Here is a 23,880-nt window from a genome sequence, read left to right as displayed (position 1 = left end):
GAAAGAAGGAGTACATTAATGAGTAAAAAAATGAACTTTATATTTTTCTTCCCTGATGAGATGAGAGCAGAGAGTGTTTCGTGTTATGGACACCCTTTAGTTAAGATGCCTAATTATGATAGGATGGCAAAAGAAGGAGTCAGGTTTGATAAATGTTTTGTACAGCATCCAGTATGTTCACCATCTAGATGCTGTCTAATGACTGGATGGTATCCTCATGTAAATGGACATAGAACATTATGGCATTTATTAAGGAGCCATGAACCAAGTATGCTGAAATACCTGAAAGAAGCATCTTATGAAATCAGGTGGTTCGGTAAAAATGATGTTTTTGCGACAGATTTTCTAGACGCAAATGCAGATATATATGGTAATAAAAATCCTGGTGGAGGACATAAAGGAGATAATATATTTGGTATTGAAGAAGAAGGTTACTATACTTTTTTGAAGGATAGCTATAATAAGGGAATAGACAATACAAACGATATGCATAATGTAAAAAAAGCTGTTGAATTCCTTAATTCATATGATGAAAATCAGGATAAACCTTTCATGCTCTATCTTCCATTGTCAATGCCTCATCCGCCATATTCAGCGCCTCATGATTATCATGATATGTATGATATAAATGATATTGAGGAGCTGAGACCTTACATAAAAGAAGGAAAACCAGATTTTCATAGATTAATTCGTAAGTACCGTAATATTGAAAACATACCAAAAGAATTATTAAAGAAAATACAAGCAGTATATTTGGGTATGAATTCCTGTATGGACAATATGCTTGGCATGTTGTTGGATGTTCTTGACAAAACAGGTTTAGCAGATAACACCACAGTTATAGTAAGTTCTGATCATGGTGATTTTGCAGGTGACTATGGTTTAGTAGAAAAATGGCCAAGTGCTATGAGTGATGTTATTACCAGAGTACCTTTAATTATAAGAATGCCAGAAAATAAAGCTGGTCATGTAGTTAATGAACAAGTGGAGTTATTTGATATAATGCCTACAGTCCTTGAACTAGCCAATGTTGAATGCAAGCATACCCATTTTGCTAGAAGTTTGGTAGAGCAATTAAATGGAGCTTCTGGAGATGCTGATAGATACGTCTTTACAGAAGGAGGATATGACGGGCATGAACTAAACTGTTTTGAAGGATATGAGGGTAGGTATTATGACCCTAATAAGATGACAGAAAAACATGATTATTATCCAAAGCGTACACAACAGCAGGAACATCCAGAAAGTGTATGCAGAACCACAATGATTCGTTCATTGGATTACAAACTTGTGAGAAGAACTAATGGTTGTAATGAACTGTATGACCTTAATAAAGACCCAAAAGAACTTAATAACTGTTATAACGTTGAAAGTTATAGTCATATTAGAAACCAACTGGAAATGAAGATGCTAGATTGGTATATGCATACTTCGGATGTAGTCCCTATGGATGATGATAATAGAGGATTTAAGCATGAAAAATGGGAAATGGATTAATTGAAAGAAGGATTGAGATGAAAAAAGATATATTGATATTCTTAAGTGACCAGCATAGTCCTTTATATTGGGAACTTAATTCCGATTCTAAGGTTAAGACACCTAATCTTGCTAAAATAGCAAAAGAAGGTACAAGTTTTGATAAGGCATATACTTCATGCCCTCTATGTGTTCCAGCAAGAATGTCAATGCTATGTGGTCAATTACCGTCAAAAACTCATATATACAATAATAAAGGAGCCCTTCCAGAAGATAAACCTACTTTTTTACATATGCTGGCAATTGAAGGTTATGAAACTGTTCTGTGCGGTAGAATGCATTTTAATGGAGTAGATCAACGTCATGGATTCACTAAGAGAATTATGGGAGATATTACGAAAATCTATTGGGGAGAAAGTAATTTCAGAAATGAATTAGGACCACTATGTAATACTGTAGGTGCCAATGGATGCCTAGGCTATTCAGGTGGTGGTGTTTCACCAATAATAGAATATGACCGAATAGTAGTTGAGAACGCCATAGAGTACCTCCAACAAGAACATGACAAGCCTCAATGTATAGTAGTAGGTACGTATGCGCCACATTTCACGTACATAGCGCCACCGGAGCTATACGAAGAATATAAACAAATTGTGGACTTACCGAAAACAATGAAAAACTCATCCAACCATGACCATCCTGTATTACGGCATAGAAAACAAAAAACAGAAGACAATAAAATAAAGAGTATACGTGCTGCATATTATGGTATGATTACTAACATGGACAAAGAGATTGGTAAATTACATAATAAATGGAAGAAATACTTAAAAAATAATAACAGAGAAGGAATATTTGTGTATATGTCAGACCATGGAGATCAAATAGGTGAACATGATATGTATGGGAAAATGACATTTTATGAAGGCTCATCGAGAATACCATTAATATTTGAAGGAGATGGAGTACAAGAAGGTAATATAATAAAAGAACCTGTAAGTATAATGGATTTAGGACCTACTATCTGTCAGTTGTCAGAAGCTTCAATACCTCCCAAACAAGATGGAATAAGCCTGGTTAAACAGTTGACTAATAATATTGAAGAAACTGATAGATATGTTATAAGCGAATTTGTTGAAAATATGGATGGTAATATTATTCCCGGACGAATGATTAGACAAGGGAAATGGAAACTTATTACCTATTCAATGTATGAAAGTTATGATCTCCTATTTGATATGGATAATGACCCCTACGAATTAACTAATCTTGCTGGTATTAATAAAAATAAACTAGAAGAACTTAGAAATATTGCACACCACAATTGGGATATAATTGAAATAATAAAAAGATACAAGGAAAATGCACAAAATCATAATATACTCAATGAATGGAGTCTGAAAACAGGAACAAAAGAAAAAGAACGATGGTCAGTACCAAAAGAGTTTGTAAAGATACCAGTTGAATAGATGATTAATTTAATATTTAAAAAGGGGTTGTCGGATTGATATTGATGTTAAAAATGTATTATCCGACAGTCCCGTTTATTGATTTATATATTATATTAAAATTATTTTTTACTCATATGATACAAAGTTGATGCATATAGTAATCCGGCAAGAAGGATATCACATATAAACTGTAGAATAAAACTTGGATTAAGGGTCGTAGCTCTAAAGAAGACGATTAATGCTTGTCTAAGAGGAGCAATAGGAGTGAATACACTAATAATTGCAATTAAGATAACATCCGCTACCCAACCAATCCACATATTCTGATATAGCACAAGTGTATGAATAAATGTACTTAATAATATGTAAAAGCCAGTTTGGTATATAAAACATGCAAAAACACCAGAGTTAGTCCAACCAAATGCAGGTATGTAAGATATTTCAAGACTGTTACCCCAGATTATTGGTTCAATAGCATAGTAGAATAAGATGTTTATAATTGCCACAATTACTGCAAGTACCACGTAGTTAATTATACAGCCCTTGATAAAATCGAGTTTTTTAGCTCCAATGTTTATTAGTTTTTTATAGTACTTTAAAACAATAAATATGGGAGCAAGTATATTAATTAGTGTAAATAGATTTCCTATGGAAAGACTACCTTGAACCTGACTACCTATTAAAAATTCTATTATAAGATTAATTATTGTTAGAAGTACTATAATAAGTGTGATTATAAATGTTTGTTTGCAACCATATCTAAAATTGAATTTAGCCACTTTTATTGCTTTATTCATTGATTTCACCCCCTATAAGGTTAGCAAAAAAATCTTGTAATCCCTCATTGCTGATTTGGATTCTATCATTTTCTTCTATTCGTGTATCGTATACATTTACAGTTTTGAATTTTCCTATATCATGTACATTAATAATATTTTTACCTTTTACAGCCTCATCAACATCTGAAGCGATTCCGGTTACACTGTAGCATTTATCTTGTAAATCAATGATATTTGACCTTAATAATAATTCACCTTTATGTATGATAATTATTTCTTCTGCAATCTTGGCTATTTCATCAATTAGATGAGTAGATACTATTATTATTTTTGGATGTCTAGCTATACTTTCTTCTAATAGTGAGTAGAATTTGTTTCTCATAATAACATCAAAACCTAATACAGGTTCATCAAATAGCACAATCTTATTAGTACTAGCAAGACCAATAATGGTATTTACCATAGTTTTCATGCCGAAGGAAAGCTTTTTGAACTTTTTATCTGGATTGAGGTTGAATTTTTTTATCATATCATCGGCAAATTCAGTGTCAAAGCCATCTTGAAAATCAGCTGCTAAACTTATTAAATCCTTTATCTTTAAATTGATATGATTCTCTCGTTCTTCAACGAAACAAACAATATCAGGCATAGATAGTTTATTAACTTTCAAGCCGTTAACTAATACTTCACCTTCTGTGGCTTGGGTTAAACCTGATATGGTTCTTAGAAAAGTAGTTTTGCCAGCTCCATTTTCTCCTAATAAACAATAGATCTTATTCTCATTGATATCTAGATTTATATTATTAAGTGCATTTGTTTTACCATATTTCTTAGATAAATTAATTAACTGAATCATTCCAATCCTCCTCAATCATTTTTATGACATCCTGTTTATTGATATTTAACTTTTTGCATTCCTTAATCAATTTTTTTATAGTATTTGTTTGTAATGAAGTTCTTCTCTTTTTCATTATTATATCTTTTGCCTCCTTAGTGACGTACATCCCCATACCTCTACGTTTATAGATAATACCTTGTTCCGTTAGAATGTTGACACCTTTTATGGCTGTAGCTGGATTGATTTTTAGTAATTTGGATAACTGTGTGGTTGATATAATAGCTGTATCAATTTCGTAAGTTCCATCTAAAATGTAGTCTTCTAACATAGTGGCTATCTGAGCAAAGATAGGTACACTGCTATTAGGATTAATATTGATAGTCATCACCTGCTTTAATTATATGGTTATTTAGTTAACTAATTAACCATATAATATCATTAGTATTATTTATTGTCAATGTATTTTAGAAAATAAACTTAGATTAAAATTTTTAGTTGATATTATAAAAAAATCATGATAATATATGAGTATATTCAAATACAGTAATATAGAGGTGATATTTTGGTAGAATTATTTAAGACTCTTGGTGATGAAAATAGGTTACGTATGGTGAATCTATTAATGAATGAAGAATTATGTGTCTGTGAGATAGAAGTATTACTTGAAATGACTCAATCTAATGTTTCTAGACACTTAAGTAAACTAAAGAATACAGGTATCATTATTTCATCAAAAGATGCTCAGTGGGTTCATTACAAAATAAGTGATAAATTTAAAAAAGATAATATATCACTTATTGAATATCTGATAAGCAAATTTAGATTAGAGGAACTTTTCCTTAATGACAAAAAAAGATTTAATAAATACAAAGAGTTATGTTTGAATTGTCAGATGATTAGAGATGATAAAGAAAAGGTATTAAATCTTATAAGATTGGAGCTTGAAGATGGACAACAAGAAAAACATTAAAATATCAAGTGGAATGGATATATTTGGTCGTTATTTAACTGTTTGGGTTGCATTATGCATAATCATTGGTGTCATGATTGGTAAATTGCTACCCTCAGTACCTAAAACCCTAAGTAGATTTGAATATGCAAATGTATCTATACCAGTTACTATATTAATTTGGTTGATGATATATCCTATGATGCTCAAGATTGATTTCTCAAGTATAGTTGATGCTACAAAAAAGCCAAAAGGACTTATTATAACCTGCGTAACCAATTGGTTGATTAAGCCATTTACAATGTATTTAATTGCTTTATTCTTTCTAAAAATTGTTTTTGGTTCTTGGATTGATACAAAGCTGGCAGATGAATACTTAGCTGGGGCAGTACTTCTTGGGGCTGCACCATGTACAGCTATGGTATTTGTGTGGAGCTATCTTACAAAAGGAGACCCTGCATATACCTTAGTTCAAGTAGCGGTAAATGATATTATTCTATTATTCGCATTTGCACCTATAGTCGCTTTCTTATTAGGAGTAAGTAATGTGATGGTTCCCTATGATACTTTATTCTTATCAGTTGTACTTTTCGTTGTATTGCCTTTTATAGCAGGATATATATCAAGGAAATACATTATTAAATATCAAGGAAAAAATTATTTTGAAAAAGTTTTCTTGAAAAAATTTGATAATACTACTATAGTTGGACTTCTTTTAACTCTTATAATTATTTTTTCTTTTCAGGGAGAAATTATTATTAATAATCCTTTGCATATTCTATTAATTGCAGTGCCCCTTATAATCCAAACATTTTTAATCTTTTTTATTGCATATGGATCCGCTAGATTATTAAAGTTGAATCACAATATTGCTGCACCAGCTGGTATGATTGGAGCGAGTAATTTCTTTGAATTAGCGGTAGCAGTTTCCATATCATTATTTGGATTGCAATCAGGAGCTACATTAGCTACAGTTGTTGGGGTTTTGGTGGAAGTACCAGTAATGTTAACTCTTGTTAAAATAGCTAATAGAACAAAAGGATTATTTGATTATAGGTAAAAATATATAATAAAATGGAGGCTAAAAATAATGAAATATAAAGTTGCATTTGTCTGTGTTCATAATTCATGTAGAAGCCAAATGGCGGAAGGGTGGGCTAAAACATTAGCCAATGATGTATTTGATGTTTACTCAGCGGGAACAGAAGAGTATCCAGAGGTAAAACCAAAGGCTGTACAAGTAATGGAGGAAGTTGGAATAGATATGAGTTCTCATAAACCCAAATTACTATCTGACATTCCTAGTGAAATAGACATTCTAATAAAAATGGGGTGTAATGTCACATGTCCATATTTACCTAATAAACATACTGAAGATTGGGGACTCATTGACCCGTCAGGTGGAGAAATAAAGGAGTTTAGAAAAACAAGAGATATGATAAAAATAAAAGTAGAAGATTTAGCAAAACGTGTCTCTGATGGAAAATTATGTTTATAGATAGTGTTTATTTTAATCCCCTAAATATTAATTCATAAGACTTATTTAGGGGATGGAATAATATTTAAAAAGTTTTACATTGTTGAAGAAATTCAATATATCCAATAATATGTTGAAGAAATTTAGGGGATTTATCTGATAAAGAATCTAATATCTGTTCTGTTAATGCATTTGAAGTAGGGCTAGATGATGTTATTAATAATTGATTTGGTGTTATTTCTAGAACTAAGCAGATTTTCATAATTGTTTCCAATGAAGCTGTTGTATTACCTCTTTCAATATTTCCAATATACTGTATAGAAAGACCTGTCAATCCAGCTAGTTTTTCTTGTGTCAATTCTTTTTTTAATCTATATTGTTTAATATTTTTACCTAAAAGGTTTAAATTTATGATTTTATTTTGCATTAATAAAATGCACCTCCTTCCATAGTTATAGCATATGATAAATTTCAATTTTTAATAAGCAACTATTAAGAGTAATTACTCTTTATAGTTTGCTTTTTTTATGGTATAATAAGTTAATTACTCTAAATAGTTTATATATTAATCCATATAGTTGCTATTTTGTTTATATCTGAAAGAAATTACTCATGGTATAAATATAAAGTTATATATTTATCTATTTATCATGCAATTATTATATTAATATATTGTAATTTTAAAATATAATCAATGGAATATAAAGTAAATGCAATAAGTAATATTACATTCTACTATATAGAAAAGTTAAATAACTTTTAATATACAACAGAGGAGGAACGAAATTGTTTAAGAGTATAAAATTCAAATTAATGGCTTATTTTACTATAATTATAATAGTAGTAAGTGGCGGAGTTGGTATTATGGCATGTATGTCATCAATAAATGCACTTCACAAAACAGTAGATAATGAATTAATAGAGTTAGCTAAAGGGTATAGCAGCTATATTGAATCAGAAATCAGCATAGCAAAAGCAACAATGAATGGAGTAGCTAATAGAAATGTGATAAAATCTTGGGATTGGAATGAACAGAAAAAAGCTATTTTTGCTGAAGTTGATAAAAATAAAATGTTTGCAGGAATGTTTATTGTAGATAAAAATGGTATGGCACATTTTACTAATGGTAAAACTACAAATGTCAGCGAAAGAACATATTTTAAAGAAGCTATGAGAGGAAATACATATTTTAGTGATCTAATATTCAGCGATATAATGGGGGGCATTGAATTTTTCGTAGCATCTCCTATTAAAAATAATGGGATTGAAGGAGTTGTTGTTGGGTATGTAAAGCCACAATATCTTAGTAATTCCATAAAAGATATAATTGTCAGTACTAGTGGTGGAGCTTTTATTGTTGATGAGAAAGGCAATACAATAGCCGATAACAACATGGATATAGTTTTAAAACAAGATAACGTATTAAATAATCAAGAAGATGGTACAGAACAGTTAGCTAAGGTTGTTGAAACTATGATTAAAGGAGAAGCAGGAACCGATGAATATGTGTATGAAGGAAATACATATTACTGTGGATATCATCCTATAGGTAATTCAGGCTGGAGTATAGCTGTTAAAGCTCTAAAAAGTGATTTATTTGCTGATGTAATAAAACTTAGAAAGAATCTTATATGTATTACAAGTATATCATTGATAATTGCTATAGCATTAGTATATTTTATTGGTAAATTATTTACAAAACCTATTATATTAGCAACTAAACATGCTGTAACAATGTCAAAATTAGATTTGACAGAAGAAGTACCAGAAAAATTTTTGAAAAAAACAGATGAAATAGGGGATTTAGCCAGGGCCATTCATGTTATTGCTGAAAATGTAAAAGATGTTATGAAAGATATTCAAGAACATGCTTTTAACTTAAAAGATTCTTCAATAAAATTATCTGATGCAATTAATGAAAATACAGCTACTTCAGAAGAAATTTCAAAAGCTGTTGAAGTAATAGCAGATGGAGCAACAACACAGGCTAGGCAATCGGATAGTGTAGTCAGGGAATTATCCCAGCTTGGTGCTCTTATAACTGAATCCCAAGAATTAGCACAAGAAGTCAATACAGGAACAATTAAAGTAAAAGATGTAAATCTTAAAGGTAGAGAGATAATTGATAAATTAAAAAAAGAGTTCCAGTTAAATATAGATGTTGCTAAAAAAATTAATAGTAATACCCATGAGTTAGCTGATCAATCAAAATTAATTGAAAACATATTAGTCACAATTTCAAGTATAGCGAACCAAACTAATCTACTTGCACTAAATGCCACCATAGAAGCGGCTAGAGCAGGAGAAGCCGGAAAAGGTTTTGGAGTCGTTGCAGAAGAGATAAGTAAGCTGGCAGATGATACAAAACAAGCTACAGAAGAGATTTCTGATATACTTAATAAAATGACTAATGAGATTGAGATTACTAATAAGAACATGAATGAAGCAGGAGAGATTGTAGGTAATGTAGATAGATATTTGGATAAGACTGTTTCAACTTATGATATAATTGAAAATTCAACTGGAGATGTGATTGAGTTATTCAAGCAGTTGAACGAAGCTCTAATTCAAATAAGTGAAAATAAGGATAAGACTTTCTCATTTGTTGAGAAAATCTCAGGTGTAACCCAAGAGTCAGCAGCATCCACAGAGGAAGTAAATGCGTCTGTTGAAGAACAGACAGCATCTATGGAAGAAATAACCAAGTCTAGCGAAAAGCTAGCAGATATTGCAATTACTATGGAAAAACTCTCTGAGAAATTTACCATATAGAATATATAGCAATAAATAAAGATATAGTTTTAACATAGTAATTTAACAAATTAAATTTTGTCTTTACCCTTAATTCTTCATGTTAAGAATTAAGGGTCTTTTTTAAAACTATATCTTGGGAAAATATTTATAATTATTAATAGAAAAATGGATCAATAATTTTTTATTTATAGATTCTTAGTATCCTAAAGCTTTAAGATAATTTTTGACTATCTCTTCCAAGCAGTGTAGTTCATTACCATTAAGCTTGGACAGTAGATTAGATATACTATTGGTATCATTTTCATTAGTAATACCCAATAATAGATAATCGGTACTAACGTTTAGAGCTTTGGCTACTTTGATGATACTTTCTGCACGAAGGTTTTTTCTGCCAGTTTCAACTGTCGAAAAAAATTGATGGCTTAGGTTTGATTTTTCTGCGGCTTGTTCCTGAGTATATCCAAGTTGTTTTCTTCTAATCATTATACGATGACCTATTGTTTCAGATAGGTTTTCTTCATTCATAACATACACCTCTTTTATATTATAAGCCTATAATAGAATTTTATCTATTATAGGCTTATAATATAATAGCCTTTAGTTGCAAAAATGTCACTAAAGATATAAAATAAAAATAAGAGGTGATAACGATGTATAAAATGAATAAGAAAATTAACATGGAAAAAATGAATACTCTACGTAAAAATTTTAATGATAATAGTTATGAAGAGAATAGCAACTTAGAAGAAGTATTAAGGATAAGTAAGGAATTGGATGATTATATATCAATAATGCAAAAAAGATTGAGAGATGATATAATTGACTATGACTAACATTAAAAGGAGATTACTTACATGATAAATATGACTATAGAATTATGGGAAAAACAACAATATAATAGTAGTAATAGTAATTTTATACCAACTATGGATACATATATACTAGATGGAGATAAGAAAAGAGGTACAATTCTAATATGTCCAGGTGGAGGATATGCATTTACATCAGAGAGGGAAGCAGAACCCATAGCATTAAAATTCAATGCAGCAGGTTATCATGCTTTCGTTTTACACTACAGCGTAGCTCCCGCAAGACATCCTCAACCATTATTGGATGTGTCAAAAGCTATGTGTATAATAAGGGAGAATTCAGAAGAATGGAACATTCAATCTGATAAAATCGCAGTATGTGGTTTTTCAGCAGGAGGTCATCTAGCAGCAAGTCTTGGAGTTCATTGGGAAAAAGATTATATAAATAATGCTGAAGGTATAATAGCAGGATTAAATTATCCCAATGCACTGATATTAAGTTATCCTGTAATTACTTCTGGTGAATTAGCTCATAGAGGTTCTTTTGATAATTTACTGGGAAAAGAAGCAAGTGAGGGTTTATTGAATGAAATGTCTCTAGAGAAGCAGGTTAATAAAAAAACACCTCCAACATTTTTATGGCATACTGTTGAAGATGCAAGTGTTCCTATGGAAAACAGCTTATTATTTGTTGGGGCTTTACGAAAAAATGATATTCCATTTGAACTTCACTTATATCCTCATGGTCCTCACGGTTTATCACTTGCAACGGAAGAGACTAGAAGTGAAGATATGAACAATTACCCACATGTTGCTACATGGATAAAATTATGTATAGAATGGTTAGGAAATGTTTTTGACAAAAAGTAGAGGGTAGTTTTATTTACAGTTTTGTTAAGTGTATTAACTCTTATAATGGAGGTAAATATTTATGTATGATATTATAGCACTAGGAGAATTATTAATTGATTTTACACCTATCGGAAAGTCTGATAGAGGTAATAATATATTTGAACAAAATCCAGGAGGAGCTCCAGCTAATTTATTGGCTTATTTATCTAAGTTACATGCTAAAACAGCGTTTATAGGTAAAGTAGGTAATGATTCATTTGGTGAATTCTTAAAGAACACTTTAAAAGAAAAAGGTATTGACACAATTGGAATTAAAGTGGATAAAGATATTAATACTACACTAGCATTTGTTCACATAGATGAAACAGGAGATAGAAGTTTCAGTTTTTATAGAAAACCTGGAGCAGACATCAATCTGTCAATAGAAGAGCTGGATAATGATTTAATCAAAAATACTAAGATATTTCATTTTGGTTCTTTATCACTTACTGATAGCCCAATTAGAGAAACTACTTTGAAAGCTCTTGAAATTGCAAAAAATAACGGAGTGTTCATAACATATGATCCTAACTTAAGAACTAATTTATGGAATAATTTAGATGATGCGAAAGCTATGATAATAAAAGGCTTGGAATATGCTTCAGTTGTAAAAGTTTCTGAAGAGGAATTGGAATTTATTACGAACGAAAAAAATATTAAAATGGCTTCGGCAAAATTGATGAGGGAATTTAATAATATAAAAATGTTGTGTATCTCTTTGGGTGCAGAAGGCAGTATTATAAAGACTGATAAATACTATGAGTTTGTGAAGGCTTATAAGGTACAAGCTATAGATACCACTGGGGCTGGAGATACGTTCTTTGGTGGTATAATATATAAATTGTTAGAAAGTAATATGAGAATAGAGGAGCTATCCAAAGAGGATATAATTGATATGTTAGCTTTTGCTAATGCTGGTGCGGCTATTGTGACTACAAAATATGGGTCAATTAGTATAATGCCCAGTGAGGAAGAAATTAGTGAGTTTAGGAGATTGTTTTAGGACAATTGAGGTGTTAGGACAACGGAATGATAGTTAATACCCTATATAGTGATAATCACTCTTATTACATTTGTTGTTTTATCTGTTTAAGATGTAACAACAACCTGTAAAAGTGGTTCTTATCACTATATAGGGTATCTTTATTGTGGCGCTCTTGAGCGAGTAAAAACCGTGATTTGGTATATTCAAAAAGATATATGGTGTTACACCAAAAAAATATAGAGATATGCAAGATATTTTATAATTTAAAAAAATGTCTTGACATTTCAAATCTACAAGTGTAAACTAAGAAATAGATTTACACGTGTAGATTTAAAAAGGAGGATTTATTATATGAAGAAGAATATTCCTAGTATCTCTGATTCAGAATTACAAGTTATGAAATTAATATGGAAGAAAAATCCTATTACCTCTGATGAGATAATAAATGGTTTATCTGAAAAAATGAGTTGGAATCCACAAACTATTAAGACTTTTATAACTAGGCTTGTTAAGAAGAAAGCTATATCTTATAACAGGTTAGGGCGCAACTATTTATATTATCCTGTTGTTACTCAAAAAGAATATTTAAAGGTTGAGAATAAGAGTTTTCTTCAAAAAATTTATGACGGTGCTGTTGATAGGTTAGTTTATAATTTTATTGAACAAGAGGATTTATCAGAAGAAGATATTAATAAACTTCAAAAAATGTTGGATAATAAGAAAAAAGATAGCACTAAGAATAAGTAATATATAAGGAGTAATAGCTATGGATATTCTTAATACGGTTTTCATGAATGTACTATTAGTCACATTCACATCAAGTATAATAGCAGTAATAATACTCTTAATCAGATATCTATTAAAAGCAAAAATAAGTATCCGATTTAATCAGATACTATTAAGTTTAATTTTATTAAGATTCTGTATGCTTATAGTGCCAGAAAGTTCTATAAGTATACTAAATCTACTGCCCCAATATGGAGCAGAAAATATTATATCAGAGAGTTTGTCCACTATACATCCCAATATAGAAAATCGACAAACTCCAAGAAATAGTATAGGAAAAATAACACAGCTTAATTATAGCAAAAATATTGATAAACGTCTAGATTCGCCTACTATCAATACAAGACATGTTGAAAAGAAATTTAGTATTACTAACATACTATCAATAATATGGTTAGTTGGATTATTACTAATCTTATTTGGCTCAATCATAATACAGGGGAGATTCACTTATAAATTAAAATTATGTAAACAAATAGATGATAGTGATTTACTAATAATAATTGACAAGTGTAAAAAGATACTAGGTATAAAAAGGAAGGTAAATATATATATGGGAGATAGTTTGAGGAGCCCATTTATAACAGGTTTATTTAGACCAAGTATATACATTCCTAAACAGATGATTAATGTGAATCAAGAGCATTTTCAACATGTGATTTTGCATGAACTTGCTCATTATAAGAGAAAAGACTTAATGCACAATATATTTAGCGTTATAGCTGTAGGTATTCATTGGTTCAATCCTATAGTATGGAAAATAACTTCTATTATCAAATCAGATATAGAAGTAGCCTGTGATACTTACGTTCTTGATAAATTAGGCGAGAATAATGCAATATCCTATGGGGAAAGTATATTGGTTGTGACACGTTTGTTTTTAACACGACGTAATCAAATAGGATTGGCTTGTTATTTCAGTAATACCAAAAAGCAGTTGGAGAGGAGAATTATAATGATTAATAAATTTAAGAAAAATACATATAAATTTACAGCACTATCTTTAATCATAGCGTTATTGATTGGAGGCATAGTGCTTACTAATCCAGTAAAGGCTAAACAAAAAAATGACCAGTTAAAAAATTCTAGAGATAATTTAGAAGTAGATGCCAATAAAGACATGATAGATGATATTCTTGTAGAATCTAATTGCAATAGGTATAATAATTTGGATAGCTTTATTGATGATGTTGGATTTGAATTTATGATACCAGATTATATACCACAAAATAATTACCGTTTAGGCGCACTAAATTGGTATCCACAGGATGAAAGGGCTAGGTTATTCTATAGTAATAAGAATAATGGTAACGGCTTCTACTTTAATATTATGATATCACATAAAGACCCGGATGAATATTTTGATGAGATGATGCCAAAGATTGATAGGTATAATAATAGTATAGAAGGTATAGATGGTGAAACATTAATTACTAAACTGGATTCTAGAGTAAGCAAACATTTCATCTATAAGAAAAATGATATATATTATGTTATAGAATATCAAAAAATCAATGAAGATAATAGTATAGATGGTGAATTACCAGAATTAGAAGTTGCTAAAATAATTAGGTCTCTAAAAAATCCAGATAATGTTGATAAAAGTATTTTTAATTTACCAAATACGGCTTTACGTGTTTATAGTATGGAAGATATGACAACAGCTAGAGAAATTGTTGGATTTGATTTTAAACTACCAATAGATGAATTTTTAGGTAAATATACAGAAATAATAGCTTCACAAGATAGAAAATATATAAATTTGAATTTTAAAGGTAGTCTTAGTTTAACACAAAAACAGGAAATTCCATATTATTATGAACAATACACTAAACTTGGAAAATTAGAGATGGCTGATTCTGAAAAGGGTTGGTTTGAAAAGATGGAAGGTAATTGGGAATATATCAACAATAGGAAAGTGTTAAAGATAATTAATACATATGAGTTATTAAAAGATCAAAAAGAACCAGATAGAGACATTGAATATATTTGGTGTGAAAATGATGTATACTATTGTGTTTCATATTATGATTATAAAAATCCTATAGACATTGAAAATATAATGAAACATATTATGGATTCAAAAACTTTTGATGAGATAACTAAGGGAGAATAATTTCCAATCATAATAAGGGAGTAATGGCTATGGATATTCTTAATACGGTTTTCATGAATGTACTATTAGTCACATTCACATCAAGTATAATAGCAGTAGTAATACTCTTAATCAGATATCTATTCAAAACAAAAATAAATATCAGATTTAATCAAATACTATTAAGTTTTATTTTATTAAGATTTTGTATGCTTATAGTGCCAGAAAGCTCTATAAGTATACTAAATCTATTGCCACAATATGGAACAGAAAATACTATATCAGGGAGTTTGTCCACTATACATCCCCATATAAAAAGTCAACAAACTACAATAAATGATATAGGAAAAAAAACACAAATCAAATATAGCCAAAATACTGATAAACATCTAGATACTCCTAATATTAATACAGAACAGGTCAAACACAGATTTAGTATTATTAACATATTATCAATAATATGGTTAGCTGGAGTATTAATAATCTTAGTTGGCTCAATTATAATACAGAAGAGATTTATTATTAGATTAAAATCATGTAAACAAATAGATGATAGCGATTTAATAATTATAATAGACAAGTGTAAAAAGATATTAGGTATCAAAAGAAATGTAAATATATATATGGGAGATAATTTGACAAGCCCATTAATAACAGATTTATTTAAACCTAATGTATACATTCCTAAGCAGATGATTAATGTGGATCAAGAGCATTTTCAACATGTGATTTTGCATGAACTTGCTCATTATAAGAGAAAAGACTTAATTTATAATATACTTAGCGTTATAGCTGTAGGTATTCACTGGTTTAATCCAATAATATGGAAAATAACTTCTATTATCAAATCAGATATAGAACTAGCTTGTGATACTTATGTTCTTGATAAATTAGGAGAGGATAATGCAATATCATATGGGGAAAGTATATTGATTGTGACACGTTTGTTTCTAACAAGACGTAATCAGATAGAATTGGCTTGTTATTTCAGTAATACCAAGAAGCAGTTGGAGAGGAGAATTATAATGATTAATAACTTCAAGAAAAATACATATAAATTTACAGCATTATCTATAATGATAGCGTTATTGATTGGAGGCATAGTGCTTACTAATCCAGTGAAAACTAAAGCACAAGAGCCCCAAATGAAATTTGTTGAAAATAAGGACATAGTGGAAGAGCTTATAGAGCCTAGATTTAGATATTATAAAGAATATAATGATTTGGATAGACTTTTAAAAGATGTTGATTTTAATATCTTGATTCCAGAATATATAATAGAAGATGATTATAATATAGAATGTATTCAATTTATTCCAGAAGAGGGTAGAGTTAATTTCTTCAATAGTATAAATAATGGATTTTACTTTAACATAAATATCTCTAAAACACACCCTGAATTCTATTTGTTAAATAAAGCATATAATAGTAATCCATCTATAATCAACAGATACTTTATAAATTTTGAAGGTATTGAAGGTGAAGTAATAGAAATTAGTATTGGTGGAAAAATAGTAACAAAACATAAACATTTGGTGTTTGAAAAAGATGATATCTATTATGATATAGAGTATAAAGTTATTGATCAAGATAATAATGTTATCGGTGAAATAGATTTATTAGAAGTTGCCAAAATGATTAAATCTCTAAAAGATCCTGAAGATATTAATAAAGATAATTTTATAATTCCTTATAAAACAACACATATATATAGAATGGAAGATATGAAAGAAGCTAGGGAAAACGTTGGATTTGATTTTAAATTTCCTATAGATAATAAATATAGGTCTATAAGTATCATAAATGAAAAAATAATATTAATTAGTGATAGTGAGTATAATTATAGCTTATCAATAGAGAAGAAAGAACCGTATTATTATAATCAATTCAATGAACATGGTAAAATAAACAATGATAATGAAAAAATGATTAAAAGATTAGAAGCAAATTGGGAATATATAAAAAATAAAAAAGTGTTAAAATTAATAACAACCTTTAATAATTCAGATCAACGACCATTTGAAAAAACAGCTGATGAGAGTATTCAATTTATATGGGAAGATAATGATATCTACTATAATATTGTATTTTCTTCGTTTGCAAACAATTATAATAAAACTGAAATGGAGAAAATAATTAAACATATTATGGATTCAAATAGTTTTGATGAGATAATTAAAGAAAATGGTATGAATTAGATAATATCTTACTTGGGGTGGAATTTTTTAAATTTCACCCCTTTACTTATGTTGCTTGCAATATCATTAACTCTAATGTATCATATTAAAATAGAGTTCATGAAGTCATTAATATGGAAGGATGTTAGCCTATGACAGATAATTTATTTATTGAAGAAATCAAGAAAAAAGATTTGGATATAGCTGCACTTGCAGAAAAAATAATAGATAATAAAGAATATAGAGATAGAATAGTGTTATATTTAACGACTTACAAAGAAATTATGGTTTATTACAATAGTTATTATGTTCTAGCACATGCAAGTGAAATTAAACCAGAATTATTTTATGAATATTGGAATCAATTTGCATCATTGCTCAATCATAATAATTCATATCATCGTGACATAGGAATGACATTAATTGCTAATGTTACAGCAGTTGATGTTGATAATAAGTTTGACCACATCTTTGATGAATATGTTAAATGTATTGATGATGAAAAATTCATGACTGCTCAATGCTGTGTAAGAAATTTAAAAAAAATACTTAAGTACAGAGAAGAGCTTATAGAGAAAATAAGTAATATGGTACTTAATATAGAGCATATAACATCATATCCAAAAAAGCAGACAGAATTATTGAAATACGATATTCTAGAGATTTTTGATTCAGTATATGATAAAGTAGAAGTAGACGATAAAAGTAAAATTGATATATTTATTAATGAGTGTATAGAAAGCATTAGCCCTAAGACAAAGAAAATGGCTAAAAGATTAAAGAAAAAATATAAACTCTAATATATAGACTATTGAAGTAAAAAAGTTTGAATATAGTTAGTTTTAGATAGGGAGGATAAAAATGGATATAAAAATACTCAATTTATTAGAAGGAGCAAAACATGCAGAAGGACTTACAGTCATTATTGATGTATTTAGAGCTTTTAGTGTAGAGTGTTACCTATACCAGCAGGGTGTTAAAAACATATATACAGTTGGAACAATAAGAAAAGCTCAACAGCTTAAATTAGAGCATCCAGAGTATATTTTAGTAGGTGAAAGAGATGGACTCTTATTAGATGGTTTTGAATATGGCAATTCACCATATTTTATAAATGAAGCTAATAATATAAAAGGAAGTACAGTAGTTCATACAACTAGTGCAGGTACTAGGGGAATTGTGAACGCAAAAAATGCTACAGAAATTATAACAGGCAGTTTTGTTAATGCTAAAGCTATAGCAACCTACATTTTACGTGAACAGCCTGATAAAGTATCTCTTGTAGCAATGGGGAATGGTGGTTCATATGAAGCGAAAGAAGACGTGCTATGTGCTAACTACATAAAAAGTTTGTTGCTTAATGAAGAGTTTGATTTATCTAATCTAAAAGATAAGCTGTTAAACAATGGTGGAGAGAGATTCCATCAAGTAGATACACAGGATAGTCAGCCAGAAGAAGACTTTCATCTTTGCTTGGAGTATGATAAATTTGATTTTGTAATTAGGGCTGATAAAGTTGACGATGATATGTATAAAATGATACTAATCAACCAATAAATATTATTGAAAAGGATATATATAATTATAGGAGTTTTCTTTCTCTAAGGGGAATAAAGCTCTTTTTTTATGTTAATTAATATAAATAATGAAATAGGTATTTGTACAAAGTGAACAAAAATGGACAAAATTGTACAAAAGTACTTGAAAATCATTATCAATATGATATAATGTATTTATTAAAATACTAGAAAGGTGATGCTCATGGAAGAAAAATATTACACTATTGATGAGGTTGCTAGCAAATTGGAAGTTCATACTAAAACCATAAGAAGATATATATATAGTGGTAAAATACAGGCTTTGAAGGTAGGTGGACAATGGAGAATATATGAAAGTGCATTGGACAAATACTACGAAGATTCTAAATGCGGGTGTGGAAACGGCGACGTCAGTCAAGATGATTTCTGTGTATTTATGGATGGACAAAACAGGACAACAGAAGACAAGCTTCAAGTGTGTAGTATAATAGACTATTACGTTAATGAACAAGAAGAAGCTAAACCTATTGCCCATGAAATAACAGATGTAATAATGTCTATGGAAGGGCAAAATCAATACAAATTTAATTATATATATGATTCAGCAGAAAAACGAGCTAGATTTGTTTTATGGGGAAACGCTACTTTCTTAGAAGAAGTAGCCAACCGTCTTAAAAAATTTCAATAATAAATGTAAATAACGAGATTGGAGGTTTGATGTTATGAAAACAAAAAAAACGTATAAAGTAGAAGGAATGCATTGTGCAGCTTGTTCAGCAGCAGTAGAGCGTGTAACTAAGAAATTAGATGGTGTTTCTTCAGTTAGTGTTAATATAAACACTAAAAAAATGCAAATAGAATATGACGAAGAGGTAGTTGACAAAGGCAAAATCTTTGAAGCGGTTGAAAAAGCTGGATTTGTACCTTCAGAGGATTCGGAAGAAAAAAAGGTTGTAATACCAATAGAAGGAATGCATTGTGCGGCTTGCGCCAAAACAATTGAAACAGGTGTTAATAAATTAGATGGCATTTTAGAAGTGTCCATAAATGTTCTAGCTAACAAAGCTTATATAAAATATGACGTTAAGAAAGTAAGATTATCAGAAATTAAGAAAGCAATTATAAAAGCAGGATTCACTCCTAAGGAAATAGAACGAAATAATGATACTGAAGAAGATAATTCTAATAATATAGAACAAAAGAAAATGTGGTTTAGATTAAAGATCGCCATAGGATTTGTTATTCCTCTTCTATATATATCCATGGGACATATGATAGGGCTACCAATTCCTAAATTCATTAATCCTATGTATGAGCCGCTTAACTTTGCACTTGCGCAATTTATATTGCTTATACCTATCGTTGTAGTTGGTAGATATTTTTATAGTAGAGGGTTTAAAGCTCTATTCACTGGGCATCCCAATATGGATTCACTTATTGCAGTAGGTACATCTGCGGCGATAATATATGGTATAGTTGCAACATACCAGATAAGTATTGGACAAATTCACTATGTAAAAGACTTATATATTGAATCAGCAGGTACTATCATAGCATTAATAATGCTTGGTAAATCCTTAGAGCATCGTTCTAAGGGTAAAGCATCTGAAGCCATCAAGAAATTGATAGGACTCAGACCAAAAGAAGCCTTAGTATTACATGAAACTGAAGAAATACGCATGCCTATAGATGAAGTAGAAGTAGGGGATATCGTTCTAGTCAAACCAGGTGAAAAAATTCCTGTTGATGGACGTGTAATAGAGGGAAGCAGCTTTGTTGATGAGTCAATGATAAGTGGTGAGAGTATACCAGTAGAAAAGAATGTTGGAAGTAATGTTATAGGAGCAAGTATTAATAAAAATGGGTTATTGAAGATTGAAACTACCAAAGTAGGTGATGATACAGCACTTGCAAAGATAATTGATTTAGTTGAACAAGCACAAGGCTCAAAAGCACCAATTGCTAAATTGGCAGATATCATAGCAGGTTATTTCGTACCTATTGTAATTTCTATAGCAGTATTAGCTGGTATAGCTTGGTATATAGGAACTGGTGATTTAGAACTTACTCTTAAGGTATTCATATCTGTTCTTGTCATAGCTTGTCCTTGTGCACTTGGATTAGCTACACCAACGGCTATTATGGTTGGAACTGGTAAAGGTGCAGATGAAGGAGTACTAATTAAAAGTGGTGTAGCACTTGAGACAGCACATAAAATAGATGTTGTCGTTTTTGATAAGACTGGTACCATTACAGAAGGTAAACCAGTAGTTACTGATATGATAACCAAAGATTATGATGAAAAAGAGATATTGAGATTGATTGCTTCAGCAGAAAAGGGCTCAGAGCATCCTCTAGGGGAAGCCATAGTTCATAAAGCTGACTTGGATAATATAGAATTAGTTAAAGATATTGTAGATTTTAAAACCATTTCTGGTCAAGGTATAAAAGCTGTAATAGAAGGTAAAGAGCTATTATTAGGTAATGAAAAGATGATGAAAGAGTTTAATATCAAAGAGTGTGATATTAGTAAAGGTGAGGATTTGGCTTCTGAGGGTAAAACACCAATGTTTATCGCTATTAATGGAAAATATGTTGGTATAGTAGCTGTAGCAGATACAGTTAAGCCAGATAGTAAAAAAGCTATTGACCATCTACAAGATATGGGTATAAAAGTAGCTATGATAACTGGTGATCATAAGAAAACAGCTGAAGCTATAGCTAAAGAAGTTGGAATAAGCTTAACTATAGCAGAAGTTTTACCCGAAGATAAATCTAGAGAAGTCAAAGCTCTGCAAGATAAAGGATATAGAGTAGCAATGGTTGGTGATGGAATCAACGATGCCCCAGCATTAGCACAGGCAGATATAGGTATAGCTATAGGATCAGGAACTGATGTAGCTATGGAATCAGCAGATATAGTATTAATGAAAGATAGTATTGTAGATGTTATAAAGGCAATAGAGCTCAGCAAAGGGACAATTAGAAACATCAAACAAAACTTATTCTGGGCATTTGGATATAATACATTGGGTATACCAATAGCAGCAGGATTACTTCATATATTTGGAGGACCTTTACTTAATCCAATGATTGGAGCTGCCGCAATGTCATTTAGTTCTGTATCAGTGGTTACTAATGCTCTTAGATTAAGAAATATCAAGTTATATGATATATAAATTAGTTGAGTAGCATTTCAGGAGAGTTTTGAATTAAATTTCTCTTTAATTAAGAATGAGGCTTCACCATAATACATTTCTTTTATATTAACGTATTAGGTGAGCCTCATTTTAATTACGTATATGCTTTAACTATTGGTTACTGTATGGTTCAAGAATTTCTTATGGGTATAATCAATACCTATAGCTCCAAGGGGAGCAGTTATTATTATGGCTAGAACAGCTACAGTGAGAATCGTATTACCAGATTCAACGCCTTTTTGTAAAGGTATAGCTCCGATAGCTGCTTGAACGGTTGCTTTAGGCAGATAAGCTATGGAACAAAATATTCTTTCTTTTTTATTCAATCTGGATTTTAATAAACAAATATTGACACCACAAATTCTGAATACTAACGCACATAAAACAAGTAGTATAGAGATTAAACCTGCATCAGCTAGATATCTAATATCTACAGCGGCGCCAACTAATACAAATAATAGTATCTCAGCTCCTACCCATATTTTTGAAAACTTAGTCATCAATCTTCTAGCCAGTACATTATATGATTCAGATATGGTTCCACCTAGAGCCATAACAGCCAGCAAACCAGATATTGATACTATAGGTTTTACAAAACTCTCAAGAGTTACAAATAAAAATGAAATACTAAGTATTATAAGTACTTTGACAGTATCTCTCATATGAAGCCTTTTTACTACCCAGATAAAGACAATACCTGTTAGTATACCAAGTAGTAATCCAAGTACTATTGACAGTGGTACAGATAATAAGCTTGAAGTCTCGAAGCCTTTTCCACTATACATTCCTAAAAAAGCGGTGAATAAAACAATAACATAGATATCATCAACAGATGAACTTGCCATTATCAACTGAGGTATGCTTTTGTCATTTCCATAACCACGTTCCATTAGGTTAATCATTCTTGGCACAACTACTGCTGGTGAAACAGCTGCTAATACAGTACCCATGATAGCTGCTTCAATATAGCTTATATGAAAAAATATTGGAGCAAGTATAATTACTGCTGTTAGTTCGAGAGTTGCAGGGATAAAACACATTAGTATGGCTTGTTTCCCAACTTTCTTCAAATCTCTTATATCAAGAGATAAACCAGCCCTAATTAGAATTACTATCAAGGCAATTTCTCTAAGGTCACTAGAAATATCAAGAATTTCTGGTGAAATAAGGTTAAGTGCAAATGGACCAAGTATTACGCCGGTTAATATCATGCCTAATAGACCAGGTAGATTTAACTTGTTAAGAATTCCACTTAATGCAAATCCTAAAATTAAAATTAACGCTAAACTAAATAACATCTAATAATCCTCCTTTGGCAGAACAGAACAAAAAGTTTTTTATCTATTCAATAAAAAAGCTGATGGTCCTGTGATATCATCACAGAAGTCATCAGCGTATAAGCGGTTTTAGCTTTTGCTAAGGGAGAACTTCATTCCCTGCACAAAATATATTATCATAATATGTCATAATAAGCAATAGTTTTTTATCCAGTTTTAAACTGGTTGTATTGATTAAAATTTCTTTAAGAAAAGATAATAGAAGCGGCTAATAAAGCTGAGATACATGTTTTCATTGAAACTCTGCCAGAGGGATAGGGGATGTACAGAAAAGTGCAGAAACAAGGAATTTATATAGTGCATAAAATTTTTTTTGATGGCAACGTATAGTGTATATA

22 protein-coding genes and 1 riboswitch are annotated in these 23,880 nt (G+C 30.3%); of the genes, 16 read left to right on the top strand and 6 right to left on the bottom strand.

Features of this window, described 5'->3' with window-relative positions; translation table 11 throughout:
• The first annotated feature begins 18 nt into the window (after nt 1–18).
• Together AACQ14_RS04260 and AACQ14_RS04255 are read left to right on the top strand one after the other, a co-directional pair.
• The gene (locus tag AACQ14_RS04260; protein ID WP_339362333.1) at nt 19–1,497 is read left to right on the top strand and encodes a sulfatase-like hydrolase/transferase; all 1,479 of its coding nucleotides are present in this window, start codon (nt 19–21) and stop codon (nt 1,495–1,497) included.
• Between the two features lie 17 nt (nt 1,498–1,514).
• A complete protein-coding gene (locus tag AACQ14_RS04255) occupies nt 1,515–2,945 on the top strand; it encodes a sulfatase-like hydrolase/transferase (RefSeq protein WP_339362332.1) in 1,431 nt (476 codons plus the stop codon).
• Nucleotides 2,946–3,046: 101 nt separating this feature from the next.
• On the opposite strand, the gene AACQ14_RS04250 is transcribed toward AACQ14_RS04255, so the two are convergent.
• From AACQ14_RS04250 to AACQ14_RS04240, 3 genes are read right to left on the bottom strand one after another with little or no spacing between them, the layout of a single operon-like run.
• Nucleotides 3,047–3,724, bottom strand: a complete 678-nt coding sequence (locus tag AACQ14_RS04250) for a hypothetical protein (RefSeq protein ID WP_339362331.1) — start codon at nt 3,722–3,724, stop codon at nt 3,047–3,049.
• On the bottom strand, nt 3,717–4,562 hold the full coding sequence (locus AACQ14_RS04245) for an ABC transporter ATP-binding protein (RefSeq protein WP_339362330.1): 846 nt from the start codon (nt 4,560–4,562) through the stop codon (nt 3,717–3,719). The genes AACQ14_RS04250 and AACQ14_RS04245 overlap by 8 nt, the downstream gene beginning before the upstream one ends.
• Nucleotides 4,546–4,932 carry a GntR family transcriptional regulator gene (locus AACQ14_RS04240; RefSeq protein WP_339362329.1) on the bottom strand — a complete coding sequence of 129 codons (387 nt, stop codon included), beginning with the start codon at nt 4,930–4,932 and terminating at the stop codon, nt 4,546–4,548. The genes AACQ14_RS04245 and AACQ14_RS04240 overlap by 17 nt, the downstream gene beginning before the upstream one ends.
• A 174-nt stretch (nt 4,933–5,106) precedes the next feature.
• Here AACQ14_RS04240 and AACQ14_RS04235 point away from each other — a divergent pair, with 174 nt between their 5' ends.
• The 3 genes from AACQ14_RS04235 to AACQ14_RS04225 are packed head-to-tail and all read left to right on the top strand — an operon-like array spanning nt 5,107 to nt 6,991.
• The gene (locus AACQ14_RS04235) at nt 5,107–5,514 is read left to right on the top strand and encodes an ArsR/SmtB family transcription factor (RefSeq protein ID WP_339362328.1); all 408 of its coding nucleotides are present in this window, start codon (nt 5,107–5,109) and stop codon (nt 5,512–5,514) included.
• Entirely contained in the window at nt 5,492–6,553 is a 1,062-nt protein-coding gene (arsB, locus tag AACQ14_RS04230; RefSeq protein WP_339362327.1) for an ACR3 family arsenite efflux transporter, read from the top strand. The genes AACQ14_RS04235 and arsB overlap by 23 nt, the downstream gene beginning before the upstream one ends.
• A 30-nt stretch (nt 6,554–6,583) precedes the next feature.
• The gene (locus AACQ14_RS04225; RefSeq protein WP_339362326.1) at nt 6,584–6,991 is read left to right on the top strand and encodes an arsenate reductase ArsC; all 408 of its coding nucleotides are present in this window, start codon (nt 6,584–6,586) and stop codon (nt 6,989–6,991) included.
• Between the two features lie 64 nt (nt 6,992–7,055).
• Here the strand turns inward: AACQ14_RS04225 and AACQ14_RS04220 are convergent, their stop codons facing one another.
• Nucleotides 7,056–7,397: a helix-turn-helix domain-containing protein gene (locus tag AACQ14_RS04220; protein WP_339362325.1), complete on the bottom strand. Its 342-nt coding sequence runs from the start codon at nt 7,395–7,397 to the stop codon at nt 7,056–7,058.
• Between the two features lie 359 nt (nt 7,398–7,756).
• Between AACQ14_RS04220 and AACQ14_RS04215 the strand changes: the two genes are divergently transcribed.
• Entirely contained in the window at nt 7,757–9,742 is a 1,986-nt protein-coding gene (locus AACQ14_RS04215) for a methyl-accepting chemotaxis protein (protein WP_339362324.1), read from the top strand.
• Between the two features lie 177 nt (nt 9,743–9,919).
• Here the strand turns inward: AACQ14_RS04215 and AACQ14_RS04210 are convergent, their stop codons facing one another.
• Nucleotides 9,920–10,249 carry a helix-turn-helix domain-containing protein gene (locus AACQ14_RS04210; protein WP_339362323.1) on the bottom strand — a complete coding sequence of 110 codons (330 nt, stop codon included), beginning with the start codon at nt 10,247–10,249 and terminating at the stop codon, nt 9,920–9,922.
• A 125-nt stretch (nt 10,250–10,374) separates the two neighbouring features.
• Between AACQ14_RS04210 and AACQ14_RS04205 the strand changes: the two genes are divergently transcribed.
• From AACQ14_RS04205 to AACQ14_RS04160, 10 genes are all read left to right on the top strand, one after another.
• Nucleotides 10,375–10,557 carry a hypothetical protein gene (locus tag AACQ14_RS04205; RefSeq protein WP_339362322.1) on the top strand — a complete coding sequence of 61 codons (183 nt, stop codon included), beginning with the start codon at nt 10,375–10,377 and terminating at the stop codon, nt 10,555–10,557.
• Nucleotides 10,558–10,578: 21 nt separating this feature from the next.
• Nucleotides 10,579–11,403: an alpha/beta hydrolase gene (locus AACQ14_RS04200; RefSeq protein ID WP_339362321.1), complete on the top strand. Its 825-nt coding sequence runs from the start codon at nt 10,579–10,581 to the stop codon at nt 11,401–11,403.
• Between the two features lie 61 nt (nt 11,404–11,464).
• Nucleotides 11,465–12,427 carry a carbohydrate kinase family protein gene (locus tag AACQ14_RS04195; RefSeq protein ID WP_339362320.1) on the top strand — a complete coding sequence of 321 codons (963 nt, stop codon included), beginning with the start codon at nt 11,465–11,467 and terminating at the stop codon, nt 12,425–12,427.
• 333 nt (nt 12,428–12,760) lie between these two features.
• Entirely contained in the window at nt 12,761–13,156 is a 396-nt protein-coding gene (locus tag AACQ14_RS04190) for a BlaI/MecI/CopY family transcriptional regulator (protein ID WP_339362319.1), read from the top strand.
• Between the two features lie 19 nt (nt 13,157–13,175).
• Nucleotides 13,176–15,311 (top strand): M56 family metallopeptidase, encoded by a 2,136-nt coding sequence (locus AACQ14_RS04185; RefSeq protein ID WP_339362318.1) that lies wholly within the window; start codon nt 13,176–13,178, stop codon nt 15,309–15,311.
• 29 nt (nt 15,312–15,340) lie between these two features.
• Nucleotides 15,341–17,488 carry a M56 family metallopeptidase gene (locus AACQ14_RS04180; RefSeq protein WP_339362317.1) on the top strand — a complete coding sequence of 716 codons (2,148 nt, stop codon included), beginning with the start codon at nt 15,341–15,343 and terminating at the stop codon, nt 17,486–17,488.
• 131 nt (nt 17,489–17,619) lie between these two features.
• Nucleotides 17,620–18,267, top strand: a complete 648-nt coding sequence (locus AACQ14_RS04175; RefSeq protein WP_339362316.1) for a hypothetical protein — start codon at nt 17,620–17,622, stop codon at nt 18,265–18,267.
• 61 nt (nt 18,268–18,328) lie between these two features.
• Nucleotides 18,329–19,024, top strand: coding sequence for a 2-phosphosulfolactate phosphatase (locus AACQ14_RS04170; protein ID WP_339362315.1), 696 nt, complete (start codon nt 18,329–18,331; stop codon nt 19,022–19,024).
• A 204-nt stretch (nt 19,025–19,228) separates the two neighbouring features.
• Nucleotides 19,229–19,693, top strand: coding sequence for a helix-turn-helix domain-containing protein (locus AACQ14_RS04165; RefSeq protein WP_339362314.1), 465 nt, complete (start codon nt 19,229–19,231; stop codon nt 19,691–19,693).
• A 34-nt stretch (nt 19,694–19,727) separates the two neighbouring features.
• The gene (locus tag AACQ14_RS04160) at nt 19,728–22,184 is read left to right on the top strand and encodes a heavy metal translocating P-type ATPase (protein ID WP_339362313.1); all 2,457 of its coding nucleotides are present in this window, start codon (nt 19,728–19,730) and stop codon (nt 22,182–22,184) included.
• 128 nt (nt 22,185–22,312) lie between these two features.
• Here the strand turns inward: AACQ14_RS04160 and AACQ14_RS04155 are convergent, their stop codons facing one another.
• Nucleotides 22,313–23,503: a cation:proton antiporter gene (locus AACQ14_RS04155; protein WP_339362312.1), complete on the bottom strand. Its 1,191-nt coding sequence runs from the start codon at nt 23,501–23,503 to the stop codon at nt 22,313–22,315.
• Between the two features lie 75 nt (nt 23,504–23,578).
• Nucleotides 23,579–23,651: riboswitch (Fluoride riboswitch) on the bottom strand.
• Nucleotides 23,652–23,880: the final 229 nt, after the last annotated feature.

This window comes from Vallitalea maricola, from assembly GCF_036985595.1.
GTDB lineage: Bacteria > Bacillota > Clostridia > Lachnospirales > Vallitaleaceae > Vallitalea > Vallitalea maricola.
The sequence above is the reverse complement of the archived record's forward strand: the minus strand, read 5'-3'. Positions and strand labels throughout refer to the sequence as shown.